Origin of the sequence: Ectopseudomonas khazarica, from assembly GCF_004521985.1 — a bacterium.
Taxonomy (GTDB): domain Bacteria; phylum Pseudomonadota; class Gammaproteobacteria; order Pseudomonadales; family Pseudomonadaceae; genus Aquipseudomonas; species Aquipseudomonas khazarica.
On record NZ_SBHZ01000010.1, the window covers coordinates 180,590 to 206,947 of the forward strand.

The following is a 26,358-nucleotide window of genomic DNA, read 5'->3' on the forward strand; positions in this document are numbered from 1 at the left end:
GCAGCGCGGGAGCTAATTCGCCAGGCCTTCGAGTACCTGGCGCAGCTGTTCGCGGTTGGCCGGCGAGCAGGGCAGGATCGGTGCGCGCACCTCGTCGCTGCTCAGCCCCAGCAGGGCCAGGGCCGCTTTCAGCGCAGCCGGGTTGGCTTCGCAGAAGGCCGCCTGCATCCAGGGCAACAGGCGATAGTGCAATTGCCGGGCGCCGCGCAGATCACCCTGCATGACGCACGCGTGCATGCGCGCATAAAGGTCGGTGCGGACATGCGCCGAGGCCGAGATGGCGCCATGGCCGCCCAGGCACAGGGTGCTGAATATCTGCGTATCCTCACCGGCAAGCACCTGCACCTGTGCGTCCGCGATCAGGGCCATGGTGGTTTCCGCATCGCCTGCACAGTCCTTGATGGCGGCGATACTGGCGTGGCGCACGATGCGGCGCAGCGTGTCGCGCTCGATCCGCACGCCGGTCCGGTAGGGGATGTCGTAGAGCACCAGCGGGACGCTGGCGGCATCGGCCAGGGTGGTGAAGAAGTGCTCCAGCCCGGCCTGGGAGGGGCGAATGTAGTAAGGCGCCGGTACCAGCAGCCCGGCCAGCGGGCGGCGCTGGATCTCCCGCTGCCGATCGAGCAGGGCATTCAGCTGGTTGCCGGCCAGGCCCATGATCACCTGGTGCGGCGCGGCCTGGCGCAACACGGCGTCGAGCACGGCGAGCTGTTCGTCCTCGCTCAAGGCCGCGGCTTCGCCCGTGGTGCCGCACACCACCAGGCCGGCCGCGCCATCGGCGAGCAACCGCTGCACCAGCCGATCGAGGCTGGCGAAGTCGATCTCACCGTTGCGCAACGGGGTGGCCAGGGCGACCCAGATACCACTGAAACTGGACATGTGAAACTCTCCTTGCGACTGACCGTCTGGTCGCCGTCAGGGAGGGTGCGGGAGAGGTGCTGGAGGGTATGAACCTGGCGCCTGGTGTCCTGTCAGCCCATCTGACGGGACAGCGCGCCCCGGTCAAATGAGCGACTGTTTCTTGGATTTCTTGGCAACGACGACGCACGCGCACTGGCAGGCACGGAAGCCTGGGAGCAGTGAGCTGTGGTCGAAGGTGGCGTACATGGGAGGCCCGTTGCATCAATCGTTCGCCGATGGTGCTTGGCCCGGCGCGCGGCTGTCAAGCGCGAGCGACGGTAATATCTGGAAGCATTCCGCAGGCTGCCCGGCCAGGGGACGAGGCCTACACTCGAGCGGATTTCCTCAGGAGGATGCTCAATGAATACCCGTGGCTTGCTCGATCAACTGCTCAAATCCGGTCAGGAGCTGCTGCAACAGAAAGGGGCGGGCGGTGCGTCGTCGGGGCTGGGCGGCGCGCTCGGTGGGTTGCTCGGTGGTGGCGCAGGTTCCGGCAGCAAGGGCGGCAGCGATCTCGGCGCCATGCTCAAGGGCGCTGGCGGCGGTGCGGCGCTGGCCATGCTGCTGGGCAACAAGCGGGTGCGCAAGGTGGGCGGCAAGGTGGCGGTCTACGGTGGCCTGGCTGCGCTTGGCGTGCTGGCCTACAAGGCTTACGGCAACTGGCAGGCGCAGCAGGCCCAGCAGAGTGGCGCGCAGCCGCTCGAGCCGCAGACGCTGGACCGCCTGCCGGCGCCGCAGGCCGAGCAGCACAGCCGGGCGATTCTCAAGGCGCTGGTGGCAGCGGCCAAGGCCGACGGCCATGTGGACGCCCGCGAGCGTCAGTTGATCGAGGAGGAACTCGGCAAGCTGGCGCAGGACGCCGAGCTGCAGGGCTGGCTGCACACCGAGCTGAACAAGCCGCTCGACCCCGCCGATGTCGCCCGCGCCGCGACCACGCCGGAAATGGCCGCCGAGATGTACCTGGCCAGCGTGCTGATGGTGGATGAGGAGCACTTCATGGAGCGTGCCTACCTCGAGGAGCTGGCGCGCCAGCTGCAGCTGGCGCCGGCGCTGAAGGCCGAGCTGGAGGCGCAGGTGCGTCAGGAGCTGTCCGGCGTCCGCTGATGCGGCGTGCGCATCAGTCCCTGTGCCAGGCGCGGCCCGGCACTCTGTTCTCGGCCTGCCAGTCGACGTCATGATCGGCGAGGTAGGCGTCGACTGCGGCGCCTACCGTGGGCTGGATACGCTGTTCGCGGTTTTCCCGCAGGAGCCCGAAGCGCCTGAACTTGTCCTTGACCGGCCCCTTGACCTCGGCGAAATGCAGTTCGATGCCGGCTTCGGCCAGCATCTGCTCCAGTTCGGCGAGCATGTCGGCGGAGGTGACGTCGATGCTGGTCACCGGCTCGGCGGCGATGACCAGGCGACGCACCGGCGTCGGCGAGCGGGTGATCGCCTGTAGCACGCACTGCTGGAACTGTTCGGCATTGGCGAAGAACAGCGGCGCATCCCAGCGCAACAGCAGCAGGCCAGGTATCAGGCGGGCTTCCGGGTGGCGCTGGATATCGTGAAAGCCCCGTACGCCGTCGACCTGGCCCAGCACCGCGTAGTGCGGACGCCAGCCATCCCAGAGAAACTCGATCACCGCCAGCAGCACAGCAATGCCGATGCCGGGGATGGCTCCGAAGGTGGCGACGCCGGCGAAGCAGGCCATCGACAGCCAGAACTCCCACTGTTGCACGCGATAGATGCGCATGAGGTCTCGCACCTCGAACAGGCCGATCACGGCAGCGATCACCACCGCCGCCAGGGCGCTGGTGGGCAGGTGCTGCATCAGGTTGGGGGCGGCGACCAGCAGCAGGGCGACCGCCAGGGCGCCGACGACGCCGGCCATCTGCGTCTGTGCCCCGGCGGCCTCGGCTACCGGTGTGCGTGACGAGCTGCTGCTGATCGGGAACCCCTGGAAGAAACCGCCGATCAGGTTGGCGGCCCCCAGGCCGACCATCTCCTGGTTGGGGTCGACATGGCGGCCACTGCGCGCGGCATAGGTGCGCGACAGCACGCTGGTGTCAGCGAAGGCGACCAGCGCCGCCGCCACACCGCCGAGCACGACGGCGGACAGATCGATGCCGCTGAGCCAGGGCAGGGTGAAGCCCGGCAGCCCCTGCGGCAGTTCGCCGAGGACGCTGGCGCCATGGCGGGCGAGGTCCAGCAGCTCCACCGCCAGGGTGGCGAGGGTGACGGCGATGAGGATGCCGGGCAGGCGCTTGAAGCGCCGCAGCAGCAGGATCAGCGCCAGCGTGCCGCCGCCGATGGCCAGGCTGGCCCAGTTAAATTGCGCGTCCAGCACGCCGCCGACGATGGCCCAGATGTCCTGCACCGGTCCCTGGCTGTCGATGGAGAAGCCGAGCAGCTTGGGCGTCTGGCTGATCACCACGCTCAGGGCGATGCCGTTCATGTAGCCGTAGCGAATCGGCTTGGACAGCAACTCGGTGATGAAGCCCAGGCGCAGCAGGCCGGCGACGATGCAGGTCAGGCCGGCCACCACGGCCATCATGCTGGCCAGGGTGATCGCCCGCAGCGGATCACCTCCCGACAGCGGCAGGACCACGGCGAGAATCACTGCGGTCAGGGCCGAGTCGGGGCCGAGCACCAGGATGCGGCTGGGGCCGAACAGGGCGTAGGCCAGCAGCGGCACGATGGTGGCGTACAGGCCGTAGATGCCGGCGACGCCCGAGGCTTCGGCATAGGCGATGCCCACCGGCACCAGCATGCTGGTCAGCACCAGGCCGGCGGCGATGTCCCTGGGCAGCCAGCCCAGGCGATAGTGGAGCAGCGTGTGCAGACCAGGGAGCCAGCGTCGCCAGCCGCGTTGCTGCACGATGACGGGAAGCGATTTGTAGTGAGGGGCGGGCATCGCGTGGCGCTCGGGAGACATCTGCCTAGTAAAGCGCAGAGTAGGGGCGCCTCACCAGCCTGGCGGCGTTGCACTGTCTTGCCGGTGTTTCCGCAGAGGTTCTGCAGGGATATTCACGCGCTGCATGTCAGACCAAAAGATCATACTGTTGCGACGCGATGCCCGTTAGGCTCGGGGTTTCGATCCGCCGCCTCGCGAGGATGCTCATGGCGCAGTTGCCCCTGGAGAGTTACGACTACCTGATCGTCGGTGCCGGCCCGGCCGGTTGCCTGCTGGCCAATCGTCTGTCCGCAGACCCCTCCGTCAGCGTGTTGCTGATCGAGGCCGGCGGCCCGGACAACTACCCCTGGATCCACATCCCGGTCGGTTACCTCTACTGCATCGGCAATCCGCGTACCGACTGGTGCTACAGCACCGAGGCGGACCCCGGCCTGCACGGTCGTTCGCTGAAGTACCCGCGTGGGCGGGTGCTCGGCGGCAGCTCCTCGATCAACGGCATGATCTACATGCGCGGGCAGGCTGCCGACTATGACGGCTGGGCGGCGGCGGGCAACCCGGGCTGGGCCTGGCGCGACGTGCTGCCCCTGTTCAAGCGCTCGGAGAACCATTTTGCCGGAGCCAGCGAACTGCATGGCGCTGATGGCGAGTGGCGGGTCGAGCGCCAGCGCCTGTCCTGGGAGATTCTCGAGGCCTTCCGCCACGCGGCGGCGCAGCGCGGCATCGCCAGCATCGACGACTTCAATGGCGGCGACAACGAAGGGTGCGGTTACTTCCAGGTCAATCAGCGACACGGCGTGCGCTGGAACGCCTCGAAAGCCTTTCTGCGCGATATCGGCCAGCGCCCCAATCTGCAGGTGCTGACCGGTGCCGAGGCCGAGCGCCTGGAGCTGGAGCAGAGTCGCGCCAGCGCCGTGCAGCTGCGCTGGCAGGGGCGGGCACTGCGCATCGCCGCGCGCCGCGAAGTGCTTCTGTGCGCCGGCGCCATTGGCTCGCCGGCCTTGCTGCAGCGCTCGGGTATCGGCCCGCGACCGCTGCTGGAACGGCTGGGGATCGGTGTGCGCCACGAACTGCCAGGGGTGGGTGCGAATCTGCAGGATCACCTGCAACTGCGCCTGATCTACCGCATCGAGGGGGTGAAGACGCTGAACCGCATCGCCGCAACGCCCTGGGGCAAGCTGGGCATGGGACTGGAGTACCTGCTCAAGCGCAGCGGGCCGCTGTCGATGGCGCCCAGCCAGCTCGGCGCCTTCGCCAAATCCGACCCCGGTCAGGCGCGCGCCAACCTGCAATATCACGTGCAGCCGTTGTCGCTGGAACGCTTTGGCGAGCCATTGCATGACTTCCCCGCGTTCACCGCGTCGGTCTGCAACCTGCGCCCGGAGAGCCGTGGCTGCGTCGAAATCCGCTCGGCGGACGCCAGTGTCGCGCCGGCGATCCGCCCCAACTACCTGAGTGACGAGCGCGATCTGCAGGTGGCCGCCGATGCGATTCGCCTGACCCGCGAGATTGCCGCAGCCCCGGCACTGGTCCCCTACCACCCGCAGGAATACAAGCCGGGGCCGGACTATCGCAGCGACGCGGACCTGCGGCAGGCGGCGGGGGAGATCGGCACCACCATCTTCCACCCCGTCGGCACCTGTGCGATGGGCCAGGGGCGCGACGCCGTGGTCGATGCGCGTCTGCGCGTGCACGGCATTGCCGGTCTGCGCGTGGTCGACGCGTCGATCATGCCGAGCATCACCTCCGGCAACACCTGCTCGCCGGTACTGATGATCGCCGAGAAGGCCGCGCAGATGATCGCCGAGGATGCGCAGCGCCCGGCGAGCGTCGTTGCGCCCCAGGCCGTCGCGCTCAGCTGAGGTCAGCCGCTGGCTGATGAAAGCGGGCGCAGTTGCGCCCCCCGTGCTTGGCCTGGTAGAGCGCCAGGTCGGCCAGTTGCAGGACGTTGCCCAGGTTGTCGTGATCCTGTGGCCAGATCGCGCCGCCGACACTGCAGCCGATGTTGACCTGTCCCGCCTCCAGCGTGATGGGCATGCCGAGCGCGGCGATGGTGCGTTCGGCCACCAGCTGAGCATGACGCTGGGCGTCCTGCTCGGGCACCAGCAGCACCATCACGAACTCGTCGCCACCCAGGCGCGCGACCATGTCGCCCTCGCGCAGGCAGTGGCGCAGGCGCTGTGCGACTTCGGCCAGCAGTTGGTCGCCAGCCGCGTGGCCATGGCTGTCGTTGATCGGTTTGAAGCCGTCCAGGTCGAGGTACAGCAGGGCCAGGCAGCCCTGCAGCAGGCGGCTGCGCTGCTGTGCCAGGGGCAGGAATTTCTCCAGGGCGATGCGGTTGGGCAACCCGGTGAGCGCATCGTGGTGAGCCAGGCTTTCCATCACGCCGAGGGCCGTCTGCTGCTGGGTCAGGCTTTCCACCAGGTGGCGGATCGAATGGCTCAGCTGGCGTACTTCGCGGCTGCCCTGCAATTCGGGGATTTCCGTCGCCTCGCCGGCGCTGAGGCGATCCGCTGCGCTGGCGATGTCCTGCAGCGGGCGGGTGAAGTAGCCGCTGATCAGCCAGCCGAGAAAGGCGAAGATCATCGCCAGTCCGCCACCGATGAACAGGATGTTGGTGCGCAGCTCATGGGCCGGGGCATAGGCCTGCTCCAGCGACTGGCGCGCGACCACCGTCCAGCCCAGGCCGGGGTAGTCCTGATAACCCTGGCTCAGGGTGAGGCCAGTCAGGTATTCCTCGCCATCGGGCCAGCGCTGAATCCTCCAGCGGCTCTGGCCAGGCTGCAGTTCGCCGAGAACGGGCAACTCCAGCTTCTGGCCGATCATGGCGCGCGGGCCGAGAAGGATGCTGTGATCCTGACCGATCACGAAGAACTCGACCAGGTGGCGGTCCTGGCTCGGCGCCAGGATCGACCGGCGCACCTCGTCGGCCCAGGCCCAGGACAGGTGGCTGGCCAGCACGCCGACCAGATTGCCGTCGCTCCCATGAATCGGCAGGCTGATATCGACGAACTTCATCGCCTCGCCCGTCGGGTTGGGCAACAGGTTGGCGAGCAGCACCGCGTCATGCACATCGCCGATGAACAGGCCGTCGCGGCCCTGGAGGTAGACGGGCCGCTGGGCGATGCTGACACCCTCGAGCACGCCGTTGCTGGAGGCCAGGACCAGGCCTTGCGGGTCGGTAAAGCCGATCCAGGACATGCTCGGCATTTCCTGCTGCAGGCTGTCCAGCAGGCGGCGTATCTCGCGCGAGTCGTTCGGCGCGAGCAGCGCCTGCTGGCTGCCAAGGAGGCGCAGTACGGAGGCCCGCGAGGCCATGTCGCGGTCGAGACGACCGACCATGGCGAACGACACCTCCGCCAGGTCGCCGCCGACGTTCTGGCGAATCTGCTGGCTGCTGTGCTGGCTGATCAACGACCCCAGCAGGGCGCAGAGCAGGCTGACCAGGACGGCGATGAACAGGGCGATATGGCTGCGCATGCTGTGTGATGGGAGCATGGGGTGGGGCTCGTCTGAAGTCGTCAGCTCAGTATATGCACCGTTGATCCAGAGAGTTGCGATTGACAGCCGATAGTGGGCTGCCAGCCTGGGCCGGCTCGGGTATAATCGCCGGCTTTTCCGTCCGATTTGCCGCGAGCGCCGACCACCATGGAAATCAATCCGATCCTCAACGCCATCAAGGACCTGTCCGAGCGAACCCAGTCGATTCGGGGGTATCTTTGACTACGATCACAAGCATGATCGCCTGGTCGAAGTAAACCGCGAGCTGGAAGACGCCAGCGTCTGGAACAAGCCCGAGTACGCGCAGAGCCTGGGCCGTGAGCGCGCCATGCTGGCGCAGATCGTCGAAACCATCGATGACCTCACCGGCAGCCTGGCCGATTCCAGGGACCTGCTGGAAATGGCCGCCGAAGAGAACGACGAAGGCGCGGTGAGCGATATCGCCGCCGAAGTCGAGCGCCTGCGCGAGATTCTCGAGAAGCTGGAATTCCGCCGCATGTTCAGCGGCGAGATGGACCCGAACAACTGCTACCTGGACATCCAGGCCGGCTCCGGCGGCACCGAGGCCCAGGACTGGGCCAACATCCTCCTGCGCATGTACCTGCGCTGGGCCGACAAGCGCGGCTTCAGTGCCGAGATCGTCGAGCTGTCCGAAGGTGAAGTCGCCGGTATCAAGGGTGCCACCGTGCACATCAAGGGCGAGTACGCCTTCGGCTGGCTGCGCACCGAGATCGGCGTGCACCGTCTGGTGCGCAAGAGCCCGTTCGACTCCGGCGCGCGCCGCCACACCTCGTTCTCGGCGGTGTTCGTCTCGCCGGAGATCGACGACAAGGTGGACATCGAGATCAACCCGTCCGACCTGCGCATCGACACCTACCGCTCCTCCGGGGCCGGTGGTCAGCACGTCAACACCACCGACTCGGCGGTGCGGATCACTCACGTGCCGACCAACACCGTGGTGGCCTGCCAGAACGAACGTTCGCAGCACGCCAACAAGGACACCGCCATGAAAATGCTGCGGGCCAAGTTGTACGAGCTGGAGATGCAGAAGCGCAACGCCGCTTCGCAGGCACTGGAAGACAGCAAGTCGGACATCGGCTGGGGTCACCAGATCCGCTCCTACGTGCTCGACGATTCGCGGATCAAGGACCTGCGTACCGGTGTCGAGCGTAGCGACTGCCAGAAGGTGCTCGATGGCGATCTCGACGGTTACCTCGAGGCCAGCCTCAAGCAGGGCCTGTAAGCCTTACCCTGTAGGAGCCAGCTTGCTGGCGATGCTCTTCGGGAGCGTGATCGCCAGCAAGCGGGCTCCTACCAAACCCCATTTGATCTAGACGCCAGGCAGATAAAGCGACCATGAGCGACCAACAACTCGACCAGAACGAACTGCAACAGGAAGAAAACAAGCTGATTGCCCAGCGCAAGGAAAAGCTTGCTGCCGTCCGTGAGCAGGGCATTGCCTTCCCCAACGATTTCCGCCGTGACAGCCTGTGCGCCGAGCTGCAGAAACAGTACGAGGGCAAGAGCAAGGAAGAGTTGGAGGCCGCTGCCATCCCGGTGAAGATCGCCGGGCGCATCATGCTCAACCGTGGCGCCTTCATGGTGCTGCAGGACACCTCCGGTCGCCTGCAGGTCTACGTCGACCGCAAGGGCCTGCCGGCCGAGACCCTGGAAGCGATCAAGAGCTGGGACCTGGGCGACATCATCGCCGCCGAAGGCACCCTGGCGCGCTCCGGCAAGGGTGACCTGTACGTGCACATGACCGACGTGCGCCTGCTGACCAAGTCGCTGCGCCCGCTGCCGGACAAGCACCACGGCCTGACCGACACCGAGCAGCGCTACCGCCAGCGCTACGTCGACCTGATCGTCAACGAGGAAACCCGCCACACCTTCCGCGTGCGTTCGCAGGTGATCGCGCACATCCGTCGCTTCCTCAACGAGCGCGGCTTCCTCGAAGTCGAAACCCCGATGCTGCAGACCATTCCGGGCGGCGCCGCGGCCAAGCCGTTCGAGACCCATCACAACGCGCTGGACATGGCCATGTTCCTGCGTATCGCCCCGGAGCTGTACCTCAAGCGCCTTGTTGTTGGCGGCTTCGAGAAAGTGTTCGAGATCAACCGCAACTTCCGTAACGAGGGCGTGTCGACCCGGCACAACCCCGAGTTCACCATGCTCGAGTTCTATCAGGCCTACGCCGACTACCGCGACAACATGGACCTCACCGAGGAACTGTTCCGCGAGCTGGCCCTGGCCGTGCTGGGCAGCACCGACGTGCCGTACGGCGACAAGGTGTTCCACTTCGGCGAGCCGTTCGTACGCCTGTCGGTGTACGACTCGATCCTCAAGTACAACCCGGACCTCACCGAGGCCGACCTCAATGACGTCGACAAGGCCCGTGCCATCGCCAAGAAGGCCGGCGCCAAGGTGCTCGGCCACGAAGGCCTGGGCAAGTTGCAGGTGATGATTTTCGAGGAACTGGTGGAGAGCAAGCTGGAGCAGCCGCACTTCATCACCGAGTACCCGTTCGAGGTCTCGCCGCTGGCCCGTCGCAACGATGACAACCCCAGCGTCACCGACCGTTTCGAGCTGTTCATCGGTGGCCGCGAGATCGCCAACGCCTACTCCGAGCTCAACGACGCCGAAGACCAGGCCGAACGCTTCCTCGCTCAGGTGGCCGAGAAGGACGCCGGCGACGACGAGGCCATGCACTACGATGCCGACTTCGTTCGCGCGCTGGAATACGGCATGCCGCCGACCGCCGGTGAGGGCATCGGCATCGATCGCCTGGTGATGCTGCTGACCAACTCGCCGTCGATTCGCGACGTCATCCTGTTCCCGCACATGCGCCCGCAGGCCTGATGTTCCAGCAAGAAGCCGCCCAAGGGCGGCTTCTTGCTATCTGTTTTCTGCCCGCGGTTCGTTGACGGTGCGACAGGCAGGCGCATCCGGCCTTTTGGTTGATCGGCGAACCCAGTACTCTGCCCCTCATAATCAGAACGTAGAGGTCTTCCCGCCGTGAGTCCTGTGCCTGCGTCCCCGAATGCCAGTCAGGCGGCCAGTGCCGTCGTCGAAAGTGTCCAGTATCAAGGACGCAAGGCCAGCCGCCAGGGCAGCGAGCAGCGGCGCCAGGCGATTCTCGACGCGGCCATGCGCATCATAGTGCGTGACGGCGTGCGCTCGGTGCGTCATCGCGCGGTGGCGGCCGAGGCTCAGGTGCCGCTGTCCGCGACGACCTACTACTTCAAGGACATCGATGACCTGATCACCGATACCTTCGCCCAGTTCGTCGAGCGCAGCGCTGCGCAGATGGCAGCATTCTGGGCCGGCACCCAGGGCGTGCTGCAGGAGCTGGTCGGGCGTCTCGACGGCAGCGAGCGGGCGCGCCGGCAACTGGCCGACGAGATCGCCGAGCTGGCGGTGCAGTACGTCCAGCGCCAGCTGCGTGATCGACGTGACCACCTGATCGCCGAGCAGGCGTTCCAGCAGGAAGCCTTGCTCAACCCGCGCCTGAGCGACCTGGTGCGGGCGCATCGGCAGATTCTCCAGCAGGGCGTCACCCACTTCTTCGAGGTGCTCGGTTCGCGCCAGCCGGAGCAGGATGCCGTGCTGTTGACGGCCACCATCATGCGGATGGAGTATCAGGGCTTGCTGGACGGTGTCGAGCATCTGGACAGCCAAGGAATGCTGGCCATCCTTAAGCGCTACATGAACCTGGTTCTGGGGTTGTAAGTCCTCGATCTCGCGGTCGAGGGTTTTTCACAAGGAGAGCGAAATGAAAGCCTGGCGCGCACTGGTCGCCCTGTCCTTCCTGCTGTTGAGTGGCTGCCTGGTCACCTTCAAGGACCCAATTCCGGCCAACGAGGCGGCGCCCATGCCGCTGCTGGGCGAATGGAGCCGCGAGGACGAGTGGGGCGATCAGCTGTTCCTGGAGATCACCCGGGCCGGCTCCAACCTGTACGAGGCGCGCATCTACGAAGGCAGCCCGGACAACCTCGACAGCCTCGAGGAGTTCGGCTTCACCGTCGCCCACCACGGCCGCCGCTGGTACCTTTCGGCCGGTTTGCCGAAGAGCCTGGGCGCCAATTTCGCCATCGCCGGCTTCGAGCTGACCAGGGACAACGAGCTGGTGGTGTATAACCTCGACACCGACCGTATTCTTCAGGACATGGACAAGGGCCTGCTGGAAGGCCAGATGGTCTCCATGCCCGAAGCCGACGGTGCCTTGATCACCAGCCCGCTGGACCGGGTGTTCGCTTACCTCGACGATCCGGCCAATGCCGATCTGTTCGTCGAGATCGCGCGCTATCAGCGGGTTGCCGAGTAGGGAGTGCAATGAACAGCCAGCAGAAACTGGACGACTATCAACTCGGTATCCGCGCCCTGAGCGACCGCATCGTCGAGGCGCAGACACCGATCCGCGTGCTCGACGCGGTGAAGTGGGACGACGGCATCCGCGACGGTTTCCTCAAGGCCAAGGGCAAGCAGCCGCCGGCCATCGATCGCGCCTATTACCTGGGCCGTCCGCTGGGCTTCGATGCCGCCGCCAAGCGCCTGGAGTTCCAGAACATCGAGCGTGACATCACCCGCCAGCTGGGTCAGTTCAGCCCGGTGGGGCAGATCATGCGGCGCATGTGCCGCGAGTACCGCATGGTCATCCGCATGCTCGAGGCGCGTGGCACCGAGGACTTCGGCCTGATCAGCCAGGAGCTCTACGGTTCGGCCTCCGATGCCTTCCACGCCGGCGATCCGACGCTGGCCGACCTCGGCCTGATGCTCTCCGACTACCTCAACAACATCGACGCCCGTGGCGACCTGGAAGACGAAGCCAAGACGCTGGGCGCCGGGGATGCGGTGAACATGCTGCAGCAGCGCCTGGCCGAGGTGTTCGGTGACGACACCGTGCGGGTGCTGGAGTCCGACGGGATTCTCGCCGACGCCGCCGCCGGCGCCGACTACATCAAGATCCGCAGCGATGCGCGCTTCAACGAGCGTGACGTCAAGGCGCTGGAGGTGCACGAAGGGCTGGTGCACGTAGGCACCACCCTCAACGGCCTGAACCAGCCGATCTGCACCTTCCTGGCCAAGGGGCCGCCCTCGTCGACGGTGACGCAGGAAGGCCTGGCGATTCTCATGGAGGTGATCGCCTTCGCCTCCTACCCGACCCGCCTGCGCAAGCTGACCAACCGCACCCGCGCCATCCACATGGCCGAGGAGGGCGCGGATTTCCTCCAGGTCTTCGAATTCTTCCGCGAGCAGGGCTACGGCCTGGAAGGCAGCTACAGCAACGCCAGCCGGGTGTTTCGTGGCTCCCTGCCGAGCGGCCTGCCGTTCACCAAGGACCTGTCCTACCTGAAGGGCTTCATCCTCATCTACAACTACATCCAGTTGGCGGTGCGCAAGGGCAAGCTGGAGCAGATCCCGCTGTTGTTCTGCGGCAAGACCACCCTGGAAGACATGCGCACCCTGCGCAAGCTGGTCGACGAGGGACTGGTGCTGCCGCCCAAGTACCTGCCGCAGCAGTTCCAGGACATGAATGCACTGTCGGCCTGGATGTGCTTCTCCAACTTCCTCAACCACTTGAGCATGGACCGCATCGAAGCGGACTACGCCAACATCCTCTAGGCGCCGGACGGGCGCCGCATTTCTCTGTACAGGGAGTACAACATGGAACATTCGGTTTTCGAGCGGCAAGTGCAGCTCACGGATCGCACCATCAGTCCTGCGGTCTACAACCTGGTTATCGGCTTGACCCTGCTCTGGGGCTTCGCGGTCAACTGGGGGATGGTGGACGCGATCAGCGTCGAGTGGATACGCAGCATCAATATCTGGGTCTTCTTCGGCGGATACTTCGCGTCCTGCATGCTGGGCGTCTACCTGTTCTCCAGCTCCAGCAATCCCCTGGTGAGTTTCGTCGGCTACAACCTGGTCGTGGTGCCGTTCGGCCTGATCATCAACCTGGTCGTCAGCCGTTACGACGCGAACCTCGTTCAGCAGGCGATCCGCCTGACGGCCCTGGTCACCCTGGGCATGATGGCCCTGGGTACCTTGTTTCCCGCATTCTTCCAGCGCATTGCCTCAGCGCTGACGATCGCGCTGCTGCTGGTGATCGTCGTGGAACTGGTGGAGGTCCTGGTGTTCGGTATCCGTCATGGCATCCTCGACTGGATTGTGGTGCTGATCTTCTGCGGCTACATCGGCTATGACTGGGGCCGCGCCAATCAGATTCCCAAGACGCTGGACAACGCGATAGACAGTGCAGCCGCGCTGTACATGGACATCATCAACCTGTTCCTGCGCATTCTGCGAATCCTGGGACGCAAATGAAGGGTGCCGTGCCTGGCGGTTGTCCTGCGCCCGTCACCCGCCTTGATATGAACGATCCAGAGGTCCAGTAATGCCCAGCCATCAACTCGACTACGAAATCCTCGGCAGTTCCGCACAGTCGGTGGAGATCATCCTCGATCCGGGGGAAACGGTGATCGCCGAGGCCGGGGCGATGAACTACATGACCGAGGGCGTGCGCTTCGACACCCGCATGGGCGACGGCTCGTCCAGCGGCCTGCTGGGCAAGCTGTGGAGCGCCGGCAAGCGCATGCTCACCGGTGAGTCGCTGTTCATGACCCACTTCAGCAATGCCGGCAAGGGGCAGGCACGGGTCGCCTTCGCCGCCCCTTACCCCGGTACCGTGGTGCCGATCGAGCTGGCGCGGATCGGCGGCACGCTGATCTGCCAGAAGGACGCCTTTCTCTGCGCCGCCCATGGCACCCGCGTCGGCATCAGCTTTGCCAAGCGCATCGGCGCGGGCTTCTTCGGCGGCGAGGGCTTCATCCTGCAGAAACTCGAAGGCGACGGCCTGGCCTTCGTGCATGCAGGCGGCACGGTGATCCGCAAGGAGCTGAACAACGAAACCCTGCGTCTCGACACCGGCTGCCTGGTGGCCTTCAGCGACGGTATCGACTACGACATCGGCCTGGCCGGCGGCCTCAAGAGCATGCTGTTCGGCGGCGAGGGCATCCTCCTGACCACCCTCAAGGGCACGGGCAGCGTGTGGATCCAGAGCCTGCCGTTCTCGCGTCTGGCCGAGCGCGTCTACACGGCGACCGTGCAGGCCCGTGAGGAGGTTCGCGCGGGTGGCAAGTAGACTCGGGCGCTGGGCCCTGCTGCTGGTCAGCCTGTGGCTGGCCGGTTGCAGCGGGTTGCTGTTCTATCCCGAGCCGGGATTGCCGATCACGCCCGAGCGCGCCGGCCTGGCGTATCGCGACATCGAACTGCAGGCCGCCGATGGCACCCGCCTGCACGCCTGGTGGTTGCCGGCCAAGGCAGGTACGCCAGTCAAGGGCACGGTGCTGCATCTGCATGGCAACGGCGGCAACCTGGCCTGGCACCTGGGCGGCGTGCACTGGCTGCCGGAGCAGGGCTATCAGGTACTGATGCTGGATTACCGTGGCTACGGGCTTTCCGCAGGCAAGCCCAGCCTGCCTGCGGTGTACCAGGATATCGACGCGGCGTTCGCCTGGCTCGAGCAGGCGCCAGAAGTCCGGGGGCAGCCCCTGTTCGTGCTGGGGCAGAGCCTCGGCGGGGCGTTGGCCGTGCACTATTTGGCTGAGCACCCCGAGCGGCGGGCAGCCGTGCGGGCCATGGCCCTGGACGGCGTACCGGCGAGCTATCGCGATGTCGCGCGCCATGCGCTGAGCACGTCCTGGCTGACCTGGCCACTGCAGGTACCGCTGTCCTGGCTGGTGCCGGATGCCGACAGCGCCATTCATGGCATCGACAAGCTCGAGGGTTTGCCGCTGCTGATCTACCACAGTGTTGACGACACGATCGTGCCGCTTTCCAATGGCCGGCGTTTGTATCAAGCTGCGCGCCCGCCACGTGCTTTCCAGGCGACCCGCGGCGCGCACGTGCAAACCTTCGCCGAACCGGCCTGGCGCGCGTCGTTGCTGGCGTTCTTCGAGACGCCGCTGGCCACGCTCGAACGCCTGGAAACGGCTACCGAATCCGCAACAGAGAGTCCGCAATGACCGAACGCAACCCCATCCCGCTGATCATCACCGCCATCGGCAGCATCGTCGGCACCGTCGCCGTGCTCTGGTACTACGGCTACGTGCATTTCGCCAAACCCGAAGATGCCCTGTTGCTGTCCGACTTCACCATGCTCAAGACCATCCCCGGCGAGGACTACAAGGTGTCGCTGAAGCCGGCCAACCAGGTCGCGCAGTGCATCGACGGGGTGCTGGTGCTGTTCGATCTGGAGCAGAAGGGCCTGACCGGCGTGCTGGTGGACAACAAGAAGCAGGCCGTACGCTGCATGGGCGAGGAAACGCCTGCGCTGCAGCAGTAAGGGCTGGCAGAGCCCTGCGACAAGCGAACCCCGGAAAACAAGAAACCCGCCAACAGGCGGGTTTCTTCATGGCGCTCGGCGATCAGGCGTCGCTGGAGGAGCGGGGCGCGACCGGCTGGTTGTCGTTGGAGATGGTCACCTCCACACGGCGGTTCTGCGCACGGCCTGAGTCGCTGCCGTTGTCCGCGACGGGATATTCCTTGCCGTAGCCCTGGGCGACGATGCGCGACGGTGCGACACCGGCGCGGATCAGCGCGCGACGGACCGACTCGGCGCGTCGTTCCGACAGGCCCTGGTTGTAGCTGGCGGAGCCGACGCTGTCGGTGTAGCCCTCGACGATCACCTGGCGTTCCGGGTTCTTCTGAAGGAAGCGTGCCAGCTCGGTGACGTTGGGCAGGGCGCTGCTCTTCAGCTCGGCCTTGTTGAAGTCGAACAGGACGTCACCGAAGGTCACCAGGGTGCCGCGTTCGGTCTGCTTGGCATCGAGGCTGTCCTGCAGCTTGCGAATCTGCGCGTCGCGAGCGTCCAGCAACGCCTGGGCGCGGCGTGCCGATGCGTTCTTCAGTTCGGCTTCGGCGCTGCGCAGGACGATGGTCTGCTTGGCCACCTCGACGCGCTGATTGGTCAGGTAGGCCAGCTGGTCGACCTTCTTCTCGTCTTCCTTCTCCATGTAGGCCTTGTCGGCCTTGTTCAGCCATTCCTGGGCTTCCTTGGTTTCCAGCGCCGCGACCTTGTTGGCCTGCGGGTCGCTCTGCAGCGAGGAGAAATTGCTGCGGGCCGACTCGAGGTTGGCGTTGGGCTGGTGCGAGCAGGCGGCGAGGCCGACGCTCATGGCCAGGAGGGCGGGGATCATCACGTGTTTACGCATGGCGATTCATCCTTATATCTGTCAGCGAATGGGCGAGGTGCGGGCGCTCACTGAGCGTTGCGCATGCCTTCCTCGCGTAGTTCCTGAACACCCTGGCGGGCATCCTGCACAGCACGTTCGGCCTTGGCGGCCTGGGCCTTGCGCTCGGCGAGGCGAGCGTCCCATTCGGCCTGCTCGGCCAGGCGACGGGCTTTCTCGTACTCTTCCTCGTGCATGGCGAACTCGGCTTGCTTGAGCTTGTCCTGCGCGGCTTTCATTTCCACCGGGGCGAACTCGGTACCGCCGGCGCTGATCGCCGAGTTCACGGCGGACTCCGTGACGGCGTACTGCTCACTGGGCGGGTTGCCGGCGCAACCAGCGAGCACGAGGCTGCTGCCCAGGACCAGGGCAGCCAGTTTGATTCCGCGCAGGCTGGTGTTTGGACGCTTCTCGGTATGGGTCTTCATGGCGGCTAACTCCATTTGAAACACTCCTATGAATGACGATATCCGTGACAAGTGGCGCATCGAGGAGCCGTCCCGCGGGAGGCTGGCGTGCCTCGATGACCTGAAATTGGGACCCGCGTGTTTTTTGAATGGTTCAGAAAAAATGACAGTTTGCTCACGATTCGCCTGATGCGGGGGCGTCATTTGGCCAGCTTTCAGCAGCGGTTTCGGGCGCCGGGGCGGTGCGCTGCAATCCCCGTCAGTACTGCGCGGAGGCCGTTTCTACTGGGTTTCTGAGGAAGGCTGTGCTGGCTTGACGTGGAACCGTGGATTTTTTTTGCGCGGTGTCAGTTGAGGCGGCGTAATAGAAAAACGCCTCGAGGGATGCGAGATGACCGGCGAAGTGAGCGATATATCGAACGCTCAGGTGCCGTGGCGGGCCTGCGGGTTCTGCTCGTCCATCTCCGTGATCTCGCGCAGGTACTTGCGCGACAGCGCCAGGAAGCGCGGTGTCGGGCCGACGTCCTCGTAGAGCGGATCGCCCTGTTCGTCCAGGGCCACGACCTTGCTGCCGCGCACGTAGGGCAGGCTGGCTTCCAGTTCCTCCAGGGCCGCGCCGATCAGCTCGCCAAGCAGTTCTTCGCTGTGGTGTTTGGGGTACATCTCGGTGAGCGCGGCCAGGCGGGCGGCCGCTTCGACATCCAGGTGAATCTGGTAGCGGGTCGTCGTCAGGCGGCCCTGGGCATTCTGTTCCCAATGTTCTGCCAGCTCTCGGATTCTCATGCTGTCACTCCTCGCGAACGGGGCAGGCGACCCCTGTGTACAAGCCTAGACCCAGCGCTGTCGCGCGCCCTGCTGCGCGTCGCACCCTTGTAAGAAGTTGGCGCGCTGGGCACTCTGTTGACATCGGTCAGGAGAAGGAGTGCGACATGGCAGAAATCGATGCGCGTCTGCGTGAGGAAGTGCACCTGCTTGGCGAGCTGCTGGGCAAGACCATCAGCACCCAGCTGGGCGACGAGTTCCTCGACAAGATCGAACGCATTCGCAAGGGCGCCAAGGCCGGTCGTCGCGGGACCGCCACCGACACCGAACAGCTGGCCAGCACCCTCGGTCAGCTCGGCGACGATGAGCTGCTGCCGGTGGCGCGCGCCTTCAACCAGTTCCTCAACCTGGCCAATATCGCCGAGCAGCAGCACCGCGTGCGCCGGCGTCGCGCCGACGAACCCGAACCCTTCGAGTTGCGCGTGCTCGACGAGCTGCTCGAACGTCTGCTCGCCAGCGGGCAGGGCGCGGAGGAGCTGGCGCGCCAGCTCGGCCGCCTGGACATCGAACTGGTGCTCACCGCCCACCCCACCGAGGTGGCGCGGCGCACCCTGATCCAGAAGTACGACGCCATCGCCGCGCAGCTGACGGCGCTGGATCACAGCGACCTGCTGCCGGCGGAGCGCCAGGCTATCGTCGAGCGCCTGCAGCGGCTGATCGCCGAGGCCTGGCATACCGAGGAGATTCGCCGCAGCCGCCCCAGCCCGGTGGATGAAGCCAAGTGGGGCTTCGCCGTGATCGAGCATTCGCTGTGGCAGGCGGTACCGCAGTTTCTGCGACGCGCCGACAACAGCCTGCGCGCCGCGACCGGCCTGCGCCTGCCGCTGGAGGCCGCGCCGGTTCGCTTCGCGTCCTGGATGGGCGGTGACCGCGACGGCAACCCCAATGTCACCGCGCGGGTGACGCGCGAGGTGCTGCTGCTGGCGCGCTGGATGGCCGCTGACCTGTACCTGCGCGATATCGACCAGCTGGCCGCCGAGTTGTCCATGCAGCAGGCCAGCGCCGAGCTGCGTGCTCAGGTCGGTGACAGCGCCGAGCCGTATCGCGCGTTGCTCAAGCAGTTGCGCGAGCGCCTGCGCGAGACACGCCGCTGGGCGCAGCAGGCGCTCGACGCCGACATCGCACCGAGCAGCGCAGTGCTGCGCGACAATCATGATCTGCTGGCGCCGCTGCAGCTGTGCTACCAGTCGCTGCATGCCTGCGGCATGGGCGTGATCGCCGACGGGCCGTTGCTCGATTGCCTGCGCCGGGCGGCGACCTTCGGCCTGTTCCTGGTGCGCCTGGACGTGCGCCAGGATGCCGCGCGCCATGCTGCGGCGCTATCGGAGATCACCGACTACCTGGGGCTGGGCAAGTACGCCGAATGGGACGAGGAGGCGCGCCTGGCGTTCCTCCAGCGTGAGCTGGAAAGCCGCCGGCCGTTGCTGCCCGTCGACTATCGTCCGGCGGCGGACACCGCCGAGGTGCTCGCCACCTGCCGCGAGGTGGCGGCCGCACCGGCGGCATCGCTGGGCTCCTACGTGATCTCCATGGCCGGTGCGGCTTCCGATGTCCTCGCCGTGCAGTTGCTGCTCAAGGAGGCCGGGTTGCGCCGGCCGATGCGTGTGGTGCCACTTTTCGAAACCCTGGCCGACCTCGACCACGCCGGCCCGGCGATCGACCGCCTGCTGGGCCTGCCTGGCTACCGGGCGCGCCTGCACGGGCCGCAGGAGGTGATGATCGGCTATTCCGACTCGGCCAAGGATGCCGGTACTACCGCGGCGGCCTGGGCGCAGTACCGCGCCCAGGAAGAACTGGTGCGCCTGTGCCAGGCGCATCAGGTCGAGTTGCTGCTGTTCCATGGTCGCGGTGGCACCGTGGGCCGTGGCGGTGGCCCTGCGCATGCGGCGATCCTGTCGCAACCGCCGGGCTCGGTGGCCGGGCGTTTCCGCACCACCGAACAGGGCGAGATGATTCGCTTCAAGTTCGGCCTGCCGGACATCGCCGAGCAGAACCTCAACCTCTACCTGGCGGCGGTGCTGGAGGCCACGCTGCTGCCACCACCGGCGCCCGAGCCCAGCTGGCGGGCGATGATGGACCGTCTCGCCAGTGCCGGTGTGCAGGCCTACCGTGGCGTGGTGCGCGAGCACCCGCAGTTCGTCGAGTACTTCCGCCAGGCCACGCCGGAGCAGGAGCTGGGCCGGTTGCCGCTGGGCAGCCGGCCGGCCAAGCGGCGCGCGGGCGGCGTGGAGAGCCTGCGGGCGATTCCGTGGATCTTCGCCTGGACCCAGACGCGCCTGATGCTGCCGGCCTGGCTGGGCTGGGAGCAGGCGCTGGGGCAGGCCCTGGCGGGGGGCGATGGCGAGCTGCTCAAGCACATGCGCGAGCACTGGCCGTTCTTCCGCACGCGCATCGACATGCTGGAGATGGTCCTGAGCAAGGCCGACGCCAGCATCGCGGCACTGTACGACGAGCGGCTGGTCGAGCCGGCCTTGCAGCCGCTGGGTGGGCAATTACGCGACCTATTGTCGCAGGCGTGCTCTGCCGTGCTGGAACTGACCGGCCAGTCTCGCCTGCTCGCGCACAGTCCCGAGACGCTGGAGTCGATCAGCGTGCGCAATACCTATCTCGATCCGCTGCACCTGTTGCAGGCCGAGTTGCTGGCCCGCTGCCGGCTCCGCGAGCAGGCGCCGGAGAGCCCTCTCGAGCAGGCGTTGCTGGTCAGCGTGGCGGGTATCGCGGCGGGTCTGCGCAACACCGGCTGAGGCCGTCGCAGGGGCATGAGGCGCGTGTCGCGCCGCCCCTGCCGGCTGTCGGCACTGCATCGGGCGGAGGGTTTTTATCCGACTTTAGGCGGCTTGTGCGCCTGGGGAGTGCTGTGTATCTTGAGCAGCCTTTTGGCCGCTACAGCTGCCGCACACCATTCAAGAGATTGGCCCCACGAGGCGAGTCCGACCGATTACTAGATAAATCTTGAGGAGCACATCGATGCGCGTGATTCTGCTGGGGGCGCCCGGTGCCGGCAAAGGTACCCAGGCTCGCTACATCACCGAGAAGTTCGGTATTCCGCAAATCTCCACTGGCGACATGCTGCGTGCTGCGGTCAAGGCCGGCACCGAGCTCGGCCTGAAGGCCAAGAGTGTGATGGACGCCGGCGGTCTGGTCTCCGACGACCTGATCATCAACCTGGTCAAGGAGCGCATCGCTCAGGCCGATTGCGCCAACGGCTTCCTGTTCGACGGCTTCCCGCGCACCATTCCGCAGGCCGAAGCCCTGCGTGATGCTGGTGTGGCGCTGGACCACGTGGTGGAAATCGCCGTGGACGACGAGGAAATCGTCAAGCGTCTGTCCGGTCGTCGCGTACACCCGGCTTCCGGCCGCGTCTACCACACCGAATACAACCCGCCGAAAGAGGCCGGCAAGGACGACCTCACCGGTGAGGAGCTGGTGCAGCGCGAAGACGACAAGGAAGAGACCGTGCGTCATCGCCTGTCCGTCTACCATTCGCAGACCAAGCCGCTGGTGGACTTCTACCAGAACCTCTCTGCCGAGACCGGCACGCCGAAGTACACCCACATTCCGGGTGTCGGCAGCGTCGAGCAGATCACCGCGAAGACCCTGGCCGCGTTGGACTGAGTCCACCCCGCCAGTCGTCCTCCTGCCAAGGCCCCGAAAGGGGCCTTGGTCGTTTCTGCAACATGGTATGTTCGGGTCGCTCTCAAGCATGGCCCGCACTACAGGGCCGACTAGTATCGACCGTGCAAGCCTCGGGCGGGCGCCTGGGGCGTGTCGACAGGTGAACCAATAAGGAAGAGGGTATTCAATGACCGATAAACGTATCTGGCTGGGCCTTGCCGCATCGCTGCTGGCCGCTCCGCTGGCATTCGCCGATTCCGCAGCACCGAGCAAGACCGACTGTTCCGTTGCCGAGTTCCGCATGGGCCTGCGCTTCCAGCAGCAGTCGGCGGAAATCCAGGCGCTGCAGTTGCAGGCCTACAACATCGCCACGGAGAAACTCGACAAGGCCGTGGCTGCGGCGAAAGACCCCGCCAAGCTGGCCATCGTCACCGACCTCGACGAAACGGTGATCGACAACAGCGCGCTGCTGGCGCGGGACCTGGCCAACTGTCATCAATACGACGCCTGGGACACCTGGCTGCCCTGGGAGCGTGACGGCACACCGGCGCTGATCCCCGGCGCGAAGAAATTCCTCGAACACGCCGACAAGCTCGGGGTGACCATTCGCTACGTGTCCGACCGCTCCGACGAGCAGAAGAAGTACACCCTGGCCACCCTGAGCAAACTGGGGTTGCCGCAGGTCTCGGCGGACAGCGTGCTGCTGCTGGGCCCGCCCAAGGTCGAGCGCCGCGCCATCGTCAGCGCCGATCACCAGATCGTGCTGCTGCTCGGCGATACCCTGCATGACTTCGATGCCCGTTTCCGCAAGACCCCGCTCGATGCGCAACGCAAGACCGTCGCCGAAGAGGCGGGCAAGTGGGGCACCGAGTGGATCGTCTTCCCTAACGCCGGTTACGGCACCTGGTCCAAGGCGCCGCTCCAGGGCTGGGACGCCGAGACAGTCATCGAGCCCTGGTAAGGCTCCCGTCGGTCGCCCGGCGCAGGCCGAGCACCGTCATGAAACTGGAAAAAAAATCCTCGAGCCGGTCTAATGCCGGCTCTTTTTCTTCAGCCGTCTGAACCCAATGACCACTCTCCTGGCCCTGGATACCGCCACCGAAGCCTGCTCCGTCGCGCTGCTGCACGACGGTCGCGTGCTCAGCCACTACGAAGTCGCTCCGCGCCTGCATGCCCAGCGCCTGCTGCCGATGATCCAGCAACTGCTGGGAGACGCCGGCATCAGCGCCGCGGCACTGGATGCCATTGCCTTCGGTCGTGGCCCCGGCGCCTTCACCGGCGTGCGTATCGCCATCGGCGTGGTGCAGGGGCTGGCCTTCGCGCTCGAGCGCCCGGTGGTGCCGGTGTCCAACCTGGCCGTGCTGGCTCAGCGCGCCCTGCGTGAGCGCGGGGTGACACAGGTCGCGGCGGCCATCGATGCGCGGATGGACGAGGTCTACTGGGGCTGCTACCAGGCTCAGGAAGGCGAGATGCGCCTGCTTGGCCAGGAAGCCGTGCTGCCGCCGGAGCAGGCCGAAGCGCCGCGTGGCAGCGCTGGCGAGTGGTTCGGCGCCGGCACCGGCTGGGGCACCTTCGCCGCGCGCATCGCGCTGCAACCGAGTGGCATGGATGGCAGCCTGCTGCCGCATGCCGAGGACCTGCTCGCGCTGGCCCGCTTTGCCTGGAGTCGTGGCGAGGCGCTGCCTGCCGATCAGGCGCAGCCGGTGTACCTGCGTGACCAGGTCGCCACACCCAAGGCGCCGCCGGCGTGACAGCCGGTCGGATGCGCGGCGTCGACGGGCGGATGGTATTTGCCAAGGTCGATACACGCCGCTACATTGCCAACACAATGCCTTGTTCAGCCGAGCCTACCGAGCAGTCCTAGATGCGGATCGACGGTTACCTACCTTCCTACTCGCCAGATCGCGGCCCCCGTTCGGGGACTGCGGTCACGCCCTATCGCGAGGCGCAGCGGGAAGTCGAGGCTCAGCGCGAGCAGCCGGCCGCTCCGGCCAGCAGCCAGGGGCTGGAGCAGACCCCGCAGATTCGCCGGGTCCAGGCCAGCAGCAGTAACGGCGACAGCCTGCCCGCGCGCTCCCAGGACCTGGGCTATCAACAACCTGCTCTGAGTGGTCGTGCCGCTCAGGCGCTGGCCAGCTACAGCACCACCGCCGCCTACGCGAGCGAGTCCGATGCGCAGGAAGTACTCGGTCTCGACCTCTACGCGTAACTCCGTTTCACCGCGTTTTCCGCGCCTCTGCCAGGTGGCTTGCATCGACCGATGACTGCTGCGCTTCCTTACTACCTCGGTTGCCCGTCCTGGAGCGAAGCGGCCTGGCGCGCCACGCTCTACCCTGACGACACGCGGCCGGCCGAGTTTCTCGCGCGCTATGTCCAGGTGTTCAATGCGGTGGAGGGCAATACCACCTTCTATGCCCGGCCCAGTGAGCAGACGGTGGCGCGCTGGGCGCAGCAGATGCCGGAGCATTTCCGCTTCTGTGCCAAGCTGCCGCGTGAGATCAGCCACAGCGACGACCTCTGCCAGCAGCTGGATGAGGTGGCGCAGTTTCGCCAGTTGCTGGCGCCGCTCGGCGCACGGGTGCAGCCGTACTGGTTGCAGCTGCCGGCCAGCTTCGCTCCTTCACGACTGGCGGAGCTGGCCTCGTTCATCGAGCACTGGGGGGACCTGCCGCTGGCGATCGAGGTGCGTCACCCGGAGTTCTTCGCCAAGGGCGATGCCGAACGGCTGCTCAATCGCCTGCTGCACGAGCGCGGCATCGAGCGCGTCTGCCTGGATTCGCGTGCGCTGTTCAGCTGTGAGTCGCAGGCGCCTGCGGTGTTGCACGCCCAGGCCAAGAAGCCGCGCCTGCCCACTCGACCCACGGCCTTCAGCCAGAGCCCGCAACTGCGTTTCATCGGCCACCCCGAGCTGCTGGCCAATGATCCTTTCATGCTTCCCTGGCTGGACAAGGTCGCCGGCTGGATCGAGCAGGGGCTGCGCCCCTACGTGTTCGCGCATACGTCGGACAACCGCCTGGCCCCCGAACTGGCCCGGCGTTTCCACCAGCAGCTGATGCAGCGCCTGCCCGGGTTGCCCGAACTGCCCGTGTTGCAGGTGGAGCCGGAGCTGGAACAGCTCGGCCTGCTCTGACGGAGAATGTCGATGCTGATACGCAAGGTCGGCTGGCTGTTGCTCGTGTCCGTGCTGCTGGGCGCGGCGCTGCTGCTTGCCCTGTGGCGCGGCTGGCTGGATGTCGCGCCGCGTTTCAACCCCTGGGCACCGCTGGATGTGCGGGACGCGCCGAACCTGCTGACCGGTTTCAAGGTCTGGCGTCTGAGCGAGGATCGCGCGCTGTGCGATCTGGCCCTGGCGACCGCCGACCTGCGTTTCACCCGCCTGCCTGACAGCACGCCGCAACCCGGTTGTCCGCTACGCAATGCCGTGCGCGTCCAGGGCGGCCGCGTCGGCCTGAGCAGCAGCTTCATGGCCACCTGTCCGCTGGCGGTGAGCTTCGCGCTGTTCGAGCGCCATGGTCTGCAGCCAGCGGCGCAACGCGTGTTCGGCCAGCCGGTAAGCCGTGTCGAGCATGTCGGCAGCTTCGCCTGTCGCAGCATCGCCGGCAGCCAGCGACCGAGCCAGCATTCCTATGCCAATGCCCTGGACCTGGTCGGTTTTCGTCTGCGCGATGGCCGGCGCATCAGCGTGCTGCACGACTGGTCGGGGGAGGGCGACAACGCGCGTTTCCTGCGCCTGGTACAGGACGCCGCCTGCGAGCGCTTCAACATCACCCTGGGGCCGGACTACAACGCGGCGCACCGTGACCACTTCCACCTGGACATGGGCATGTGGCGGATGTGCCGCTAGGGCGTCGCGTCTGGCTGCTGCAGGGCTGGGTTTACACAGCTAGCGCTTGGCCAGCAGCAGGTCGGCCGCCTGCCCGTTGCGTCCGTCGCTGAACTCGAACCGTCCCAGCTGGGCGATCTGGTCGTAGGCACCCAGGGCGATGCTGACGTCGCGCGCCTGCAGGTCGATGGCGCTGACACCCGCTTCGTCGAGTGTCTGCAGGTGCTGGCGGCCCTGGGCGTCGAAGCGCAGCAGGCGCAACTGGTCGAACACGGCATCGGCCGCGTCGATGCGGCCATCACCGTTATCGTCGAAGCGCGCCAGCTCGGCGAAGCCGTTGGCGGCGCCATGCTGGTCGCCGAACAGTTCGCGGCCGTCGTCGATGCGGCCATTGCCGTTGCGATCCAGCGCCAGCAGCGCATCGTCGCCGCTGGGCATGCTGACCGAGTCCGTGCGGCCATCGGCATCCAGGTCGAAGCGTGTCGGGCGGAGCAGGCCGCTGGTGGAGAAGCCGTTGCCGGCCAGGTCCAGCACCAGGGGGTCGACCTGCTGAGGCGTCTGCTCGAGCGTGACGTCGAGTTCCAGCGAGCGCTGGTCGACCACCGCCTGGCTGACGGAGGCGGCGCTGGCGGATACCGCCGGCGGCTCGACGGTGTCGTTCAGCTCGCGGGCGATCTCGCCGGGCTTCTGTTTGTCCTCGATGCCCAGGGTACGGCGCAGAATCTGGTAATCGAGGGATTCGCGCGCCGCCTTGTCCAGGTCATCGTCGTGCGGGCGTGGGCTCGCCGGACTGCTGAGCGGGCGTGGAGCGGATAGAGCGTCGAACATGATCACACTCGATGCGGCTGTCGGCGGCCGGGTCTGGCAGAATGCCGCTTCTTCGCTATCGGCCTGCGGGTCGATGACTTGAGTGATTTCTGGGCAGGCAGAACCAATGACCGACGAGCGGCACAACGCCAGTATCTACATGCAAGCCTTGCATCCCCAGTACGCCGAAGCGGCCGCCCGGTGGGCCGCGCGCCTTGGCCTGGCGCAGCAGGGGGACACCGAGTTCGCCTTGCAGCTCGGCGATGACGGGCTGCAACTGGTCGAGCTGGGCGACAAGGCGCCTGGGCCGGTGCGGGTGGACTTCGTCGAGGGGGCGGCGGCGCATCGGCGCCAGTTCGGGGG

The 26,358-nt window shown here is 66.3% G+C and carries 26 protein-coding genes; 19 read left to right on the top strand and 7 right to left on the bottom strand.

Annotated features, from left to right (window positions below):
- Positions 1-12 precede the first annotated feature (12 nt).
- Complete coding sequence (dapA, locus tag EPK82_RS15005) at positions 13-879, bottom strand: 4-hydroxy-tetrahydrodipicolinate synthase (protein WP_134677066.1); 867 nt, start codon at positions 877-879, stop codon at positions 13-15.
- 381 nt (positions 880-1,260) lie between these two features.
- Here dapA and EPK82_RS15010 point away from each other — a divergent pair, with 381 nt between their 5' ends.
- Positions 1,261-2,004 carry a tellurite resistance TerB family protein gene (locus tag EPK82_RS15010; protein WP_134677067.1) on the top strand — a complete coding sequence of 248 codons (744 nt, stop codon included), beginning with the start codon at positions 1,261-1,263 and terminating at the stop codon, positions 2,002-2,004.
- 13 nt (positions 2,005-2,017) lie between these two features.
- On the opposite strand, the gene EPK82_RS15015 is transcribed toward EPK82_RS15010, so the two are convergent.
- Complete coding sequence (locus EPK82_RS15015; protein WP_134677068.1) at positions 2,018-3,793, bottom strand: SulP family inorganic anion transporter; 1,776 nt, start codon at positions 3,791-3,793, stop codon at positions 2,018-2,020.
- A 206-nt stretch (positions 3,794-3,999) separates the two neighbouring features.
- Between EPK82_RS15015 and EPK82_RS15020 the strand changes: the two genes are divergently transcribed.
- On the top strand, positions 4,000-5,652 hold the full coding sequence (locus tag EPK82_RS15020; RefSeq protein WP_392493611.1) for a GMC family oxidoreductase: 1,653 nt from the start codon (positions 4,000-4,002) through the stop codon (positions 5,650-5,652).
- On the opposite strand, the gene EPK82_RS15025 is transcribed toward EPK82_RS15020, so the two are convergent.
- Positions 5,645-7,288 carry a sensor domain-containing diguanylate cyclase gene (locus tag EPK82_RS15025; RefSeq protein WP_134677069.1) on the bottom strand — a complete coding sequence of 548 codons (1,644 nt, stop codon included), beginning with the start codon at positions 7,286-7,288 and terminating at the stop codon, positions 5,645-5,647. The genes EPK82_RS15020 and EPK82_RS15025 overlap by 8 nt on opposite strands.
- A gap of 150 nt (positions 7,289-7,438) precedes the next feature.
- Here EPK82_RS15025 and prfB point away from each other — a divergent pair.
- From prfB to EPK82_RS15070, 9 genes are all read left to right on the top strand, one after another.
- A protein-coding gene (gene prfB, locus EPK82_RS15030; protein WP_134677070.1) for a peptide chain release factor 2 occupies positions 7,439-8,534 on the top strand; the annotation gives its coding sequence in 2 pieces (ribosomal slippage) (positions 7,439-7,510 and positions 7,512-8,534; 1,095 coding nt in all).
- 113 nt (positions 8,535-8,647) lie between these two features.
- Complete coding sequence (lysS, locus tag EPK82_RS15035) at positions 8,648-10,150, top strand: lysine--tRNA ligase (RefSeq protein WP_037049380.1); 1,503 nt, start codon at positions 8,648-8,650, stop codon at positions 10,148-10,150.
- A 156-nt stretch (positions 10,151-10,306) separates the two neighbouring features.
- On the top strand, positions 10,307-11,020 hold the full coding sequence (locus tag EPK82_RS15040; RefSeq protein ID WP_037049378.1) for a TetR/AcrR family transcriptional regulator: 714 nt from the start codon (positions 10,307-10,309) through the stop codon (positions 11,018-11,020).
- Positions 11,021-11,063: 43 nt separating this feature from the next.
- Positions 11,064-11,615 carry a hypothetical protein gene (locus tag EPK82_RS15045; protein WP_037049376.1) on the top strand — a complete coding sequence of 184 codons (552 nt, stop codon included), beginning with the start codon at positions 11,064-11,066 and terminating at the stop codon, positions 11,613-11,615.
- Between the two features lie 8 nt (positions 11,616-11,623).
- Positions 11,624-12,913: a flavohemoglobin expression-modulating QEGLA motif protein gene (locus EPK82_RS15050; protein ID WP_037049374.1), complete on the top strand. Its 1,290-nt coding sequence runs from the start codon at positions 11,624-11,626 to the stop codon at positions 12,911-12,913.
- Positions 12,914-12,955: 42 nt separating this feature from the next.
- A complete protein-coding gene (locus EPK82_RS15055; RefSeq protein ID WP_134677071.1) occupies positions 12,956-13,615 on the top strand; it encodes a Bax inhibitor-1 family protein in 660 nt (219 codons plus the stop codon).
- A 70-nt stretch (positions 13,616-13,685) separates the two neighbouring features.
- Complete coding sequence (locus EPK82_RS15060) at positions 13,686-14,432, top strand: TIGR00266 family protein (RefSeq protein ID WP_037049368.1); 747 nt, start codon at positions 13,686-13,688, stop codon at positions 14,430-14,432.
- 19 nt (positions 14,433-14,451) lie between these two features.
- A complete protein-coding gene (locus EPK82_RS15065) occupies positions 14,452-15,315 on the top strand; it encodes an alpha/beta hydrolase (RefSeq protein ID WP_134677083.1) in 864 nt (287 codons plus the stop codon).
- Positions 15,312-15,635, top strand: coding sequence for a hypothetical protein (locus EPK82_RS15070; protein WP_037049362.1), 324 nt, complete (start codon positions 15,312-15,314; stop codon positions 15,633-15,635). Before EPK82_RS15065 ends, EPK82_RS15070 begins: the two co-directional genes overlap by 4 nt.
- Positions 15,636-15,717: 82 nt before the next feature.
- On the opposite strand, the gene EPK82_RS15075 is transcribed toward EPK82_RS15070, so the two are convergent.
- The 3 genes from EPK82_RS15075 to EPK82_RS15085 all read right to left on the bottom strand — a co-directional run bounded on the left by EPK82_RS15075 (position 15,718) and on the right by EPK82_RS15085 (position 17,711).
- Positions 15,718-16,503: an OmpA family protein gene (locus EPK82_RS15075; protein ID WP_134677072.1), complete on the bottom strand. Its 786-nt coding sequence runs from the start codon at positions 16,501-16,503 to the stop codon at positions 15,718-15,720.
- A 47-nt stretch (positions 16,504-16,550) separates the two neighbouring features.
- Positions 16,551-16,964: a DUF4398 domain-containing protein gene (locus EPK82_RS15080; protein ID WP_134677073.1), complete on the bottom strand. Its 414-nt coding sequence runs from the start codon at positions 16,962-16,964 to the stop codon at positions 16,551-16,553.
- Positions 16,965-17,351: 387 nt separating this feature from the next.
- A complete protein-coding gene (locus EPK82_RS15085; RefSeq protein WP_037049353.1) occupies positions 17,352-17,711 on the bottom strand; it encodes a hypothetical protein in 360 nt (119 codons plus the stop codon).
- A gap of 146 nt (positions 17,712-17,857) precedes the next feature.
- Between EPK82_RS15085 and ppc the strand changes: the two genes are divergently transcribed.
- The 7 genes from ppc (at position 17,858) to EPK82_RS15120 (ending at position 25,209) form a co-directional block, all read left to right on the top strand.
- A complete protein-coding gene (ppc, locus tag EPK82_RS15090; RefSeq protein WP_134677074.1) occupies positions 17,858-20,494 on the top strand; it encodes a phosphoenolpyruvate carboxylase in 2,637 nt (878 codons plus the stop codon).
- Between the two features lie 223 nt (positions 20,495-20,717).
- On the top strand, positions 20,718-21,365 hold the full coding sequence (adk, locus tag EPK82_RS15095) for an adenylate kinase (RefSeq protein WP_047588432.1): 648 nt from the start codon (positions 20,718-20,720) through the stop codon (positions 21,363-21,365).
- A gap of 187 nt (positions 21,366-21,552) precedes the next feature.
- Positions 21,553-22,326 carry a 5'-nucleotidase, lipoprotein e(P4) family gene (locus EPK82_RS15100; protein ID WP_037049347.1) on the top strand — a complete coding sequence of 258 codons (774 nt, stop codon included), beginning with the start codon at positions 21,553-21,555 and terminating at the stop codon, positions 22,324-22,326.
- A gap of 106 nt (positions 22,327-22,432) precedes the next feature.
- Positions 22,433-23,116 carry a tRNA (adenosine(37)-N6)-threonylcarbamoyltransferase complex dimerization subunit type 1 TsaB gene (tsaB, locus tag EPK82_RS15105; protein WP_037049346.1) on the top strand — a complete coding sequence of 228 codons (684 nt, stop codon included), beginning with the start codon at positions 22,433-22,435 and terminating at the stop codon, positions 23,114-23,116.
- A gap of 113 nt (positions 23,117-23,229) precedes the next feature.
- On the top strand, positions 23,230-23,574 hold the full coding sequence (locus EPK82_RS15110; RefSeq protein ID WP_037049343.1) for a hypothetical protein: 345 nt from the start codon (positions 23,230-23,232) through the stop codon (positions 23,572-23,574).
- Between the two features lie 51 nt (positions 23,575-23,625).
- Complete coding sequence (locus tag EPK82_RS15115) at positions 23,626-24,495, top strand: DUF72 domain-containing protein (RefSeq protein ID WP_134677075.1); 870 nt, start codon at positions 23,626-23,628, stop codon at positions 24,493-24,495.
- Between the two features lie 12 nt (positions 24,496-24,507).
- Positions 24,508-25,209: an extensin-like domain-containing protein gene (locus EPK82_RS15120; protein WP_134677076.1), complete on the top strand. Its 702-nt coding sequence runs from the start codon at positions 24,508-24,510 to the stop codon at positions 25,207-25,209.
- A gap of 39 nt (positions 25,210-25,248) precedes the next feature.
- Here EPK82_RS15120 and EPK82_RS15125 read toward each other — a convergent pair whose 3' ends face one another.
- Positions 25,249-26,016 (bottom strand): hypothetical protein, encoded by a 768-nt coding sequence (locus EPK82_RS15125; protein ID WP_244229981.1) that lies wholly within the window; start codon positions 26,014-26,016, stop codon positions 25,249-25,251.
- A gap of 106 nt (positions 26,017-26,122) precedes the next feature.
- Here EPK82_RS15125 and EPK82_RS15130 point away from each other — a divergent pair.
- Positions 26,123-26,358, top strand: a 236-nt coding sequence (locus tag EPK82_RS15130; RefSeq protein WP_167494361.1) for a class I SAM-dependent methyltransferase, incomplete at its 3' end; no start/stop codon positions are given.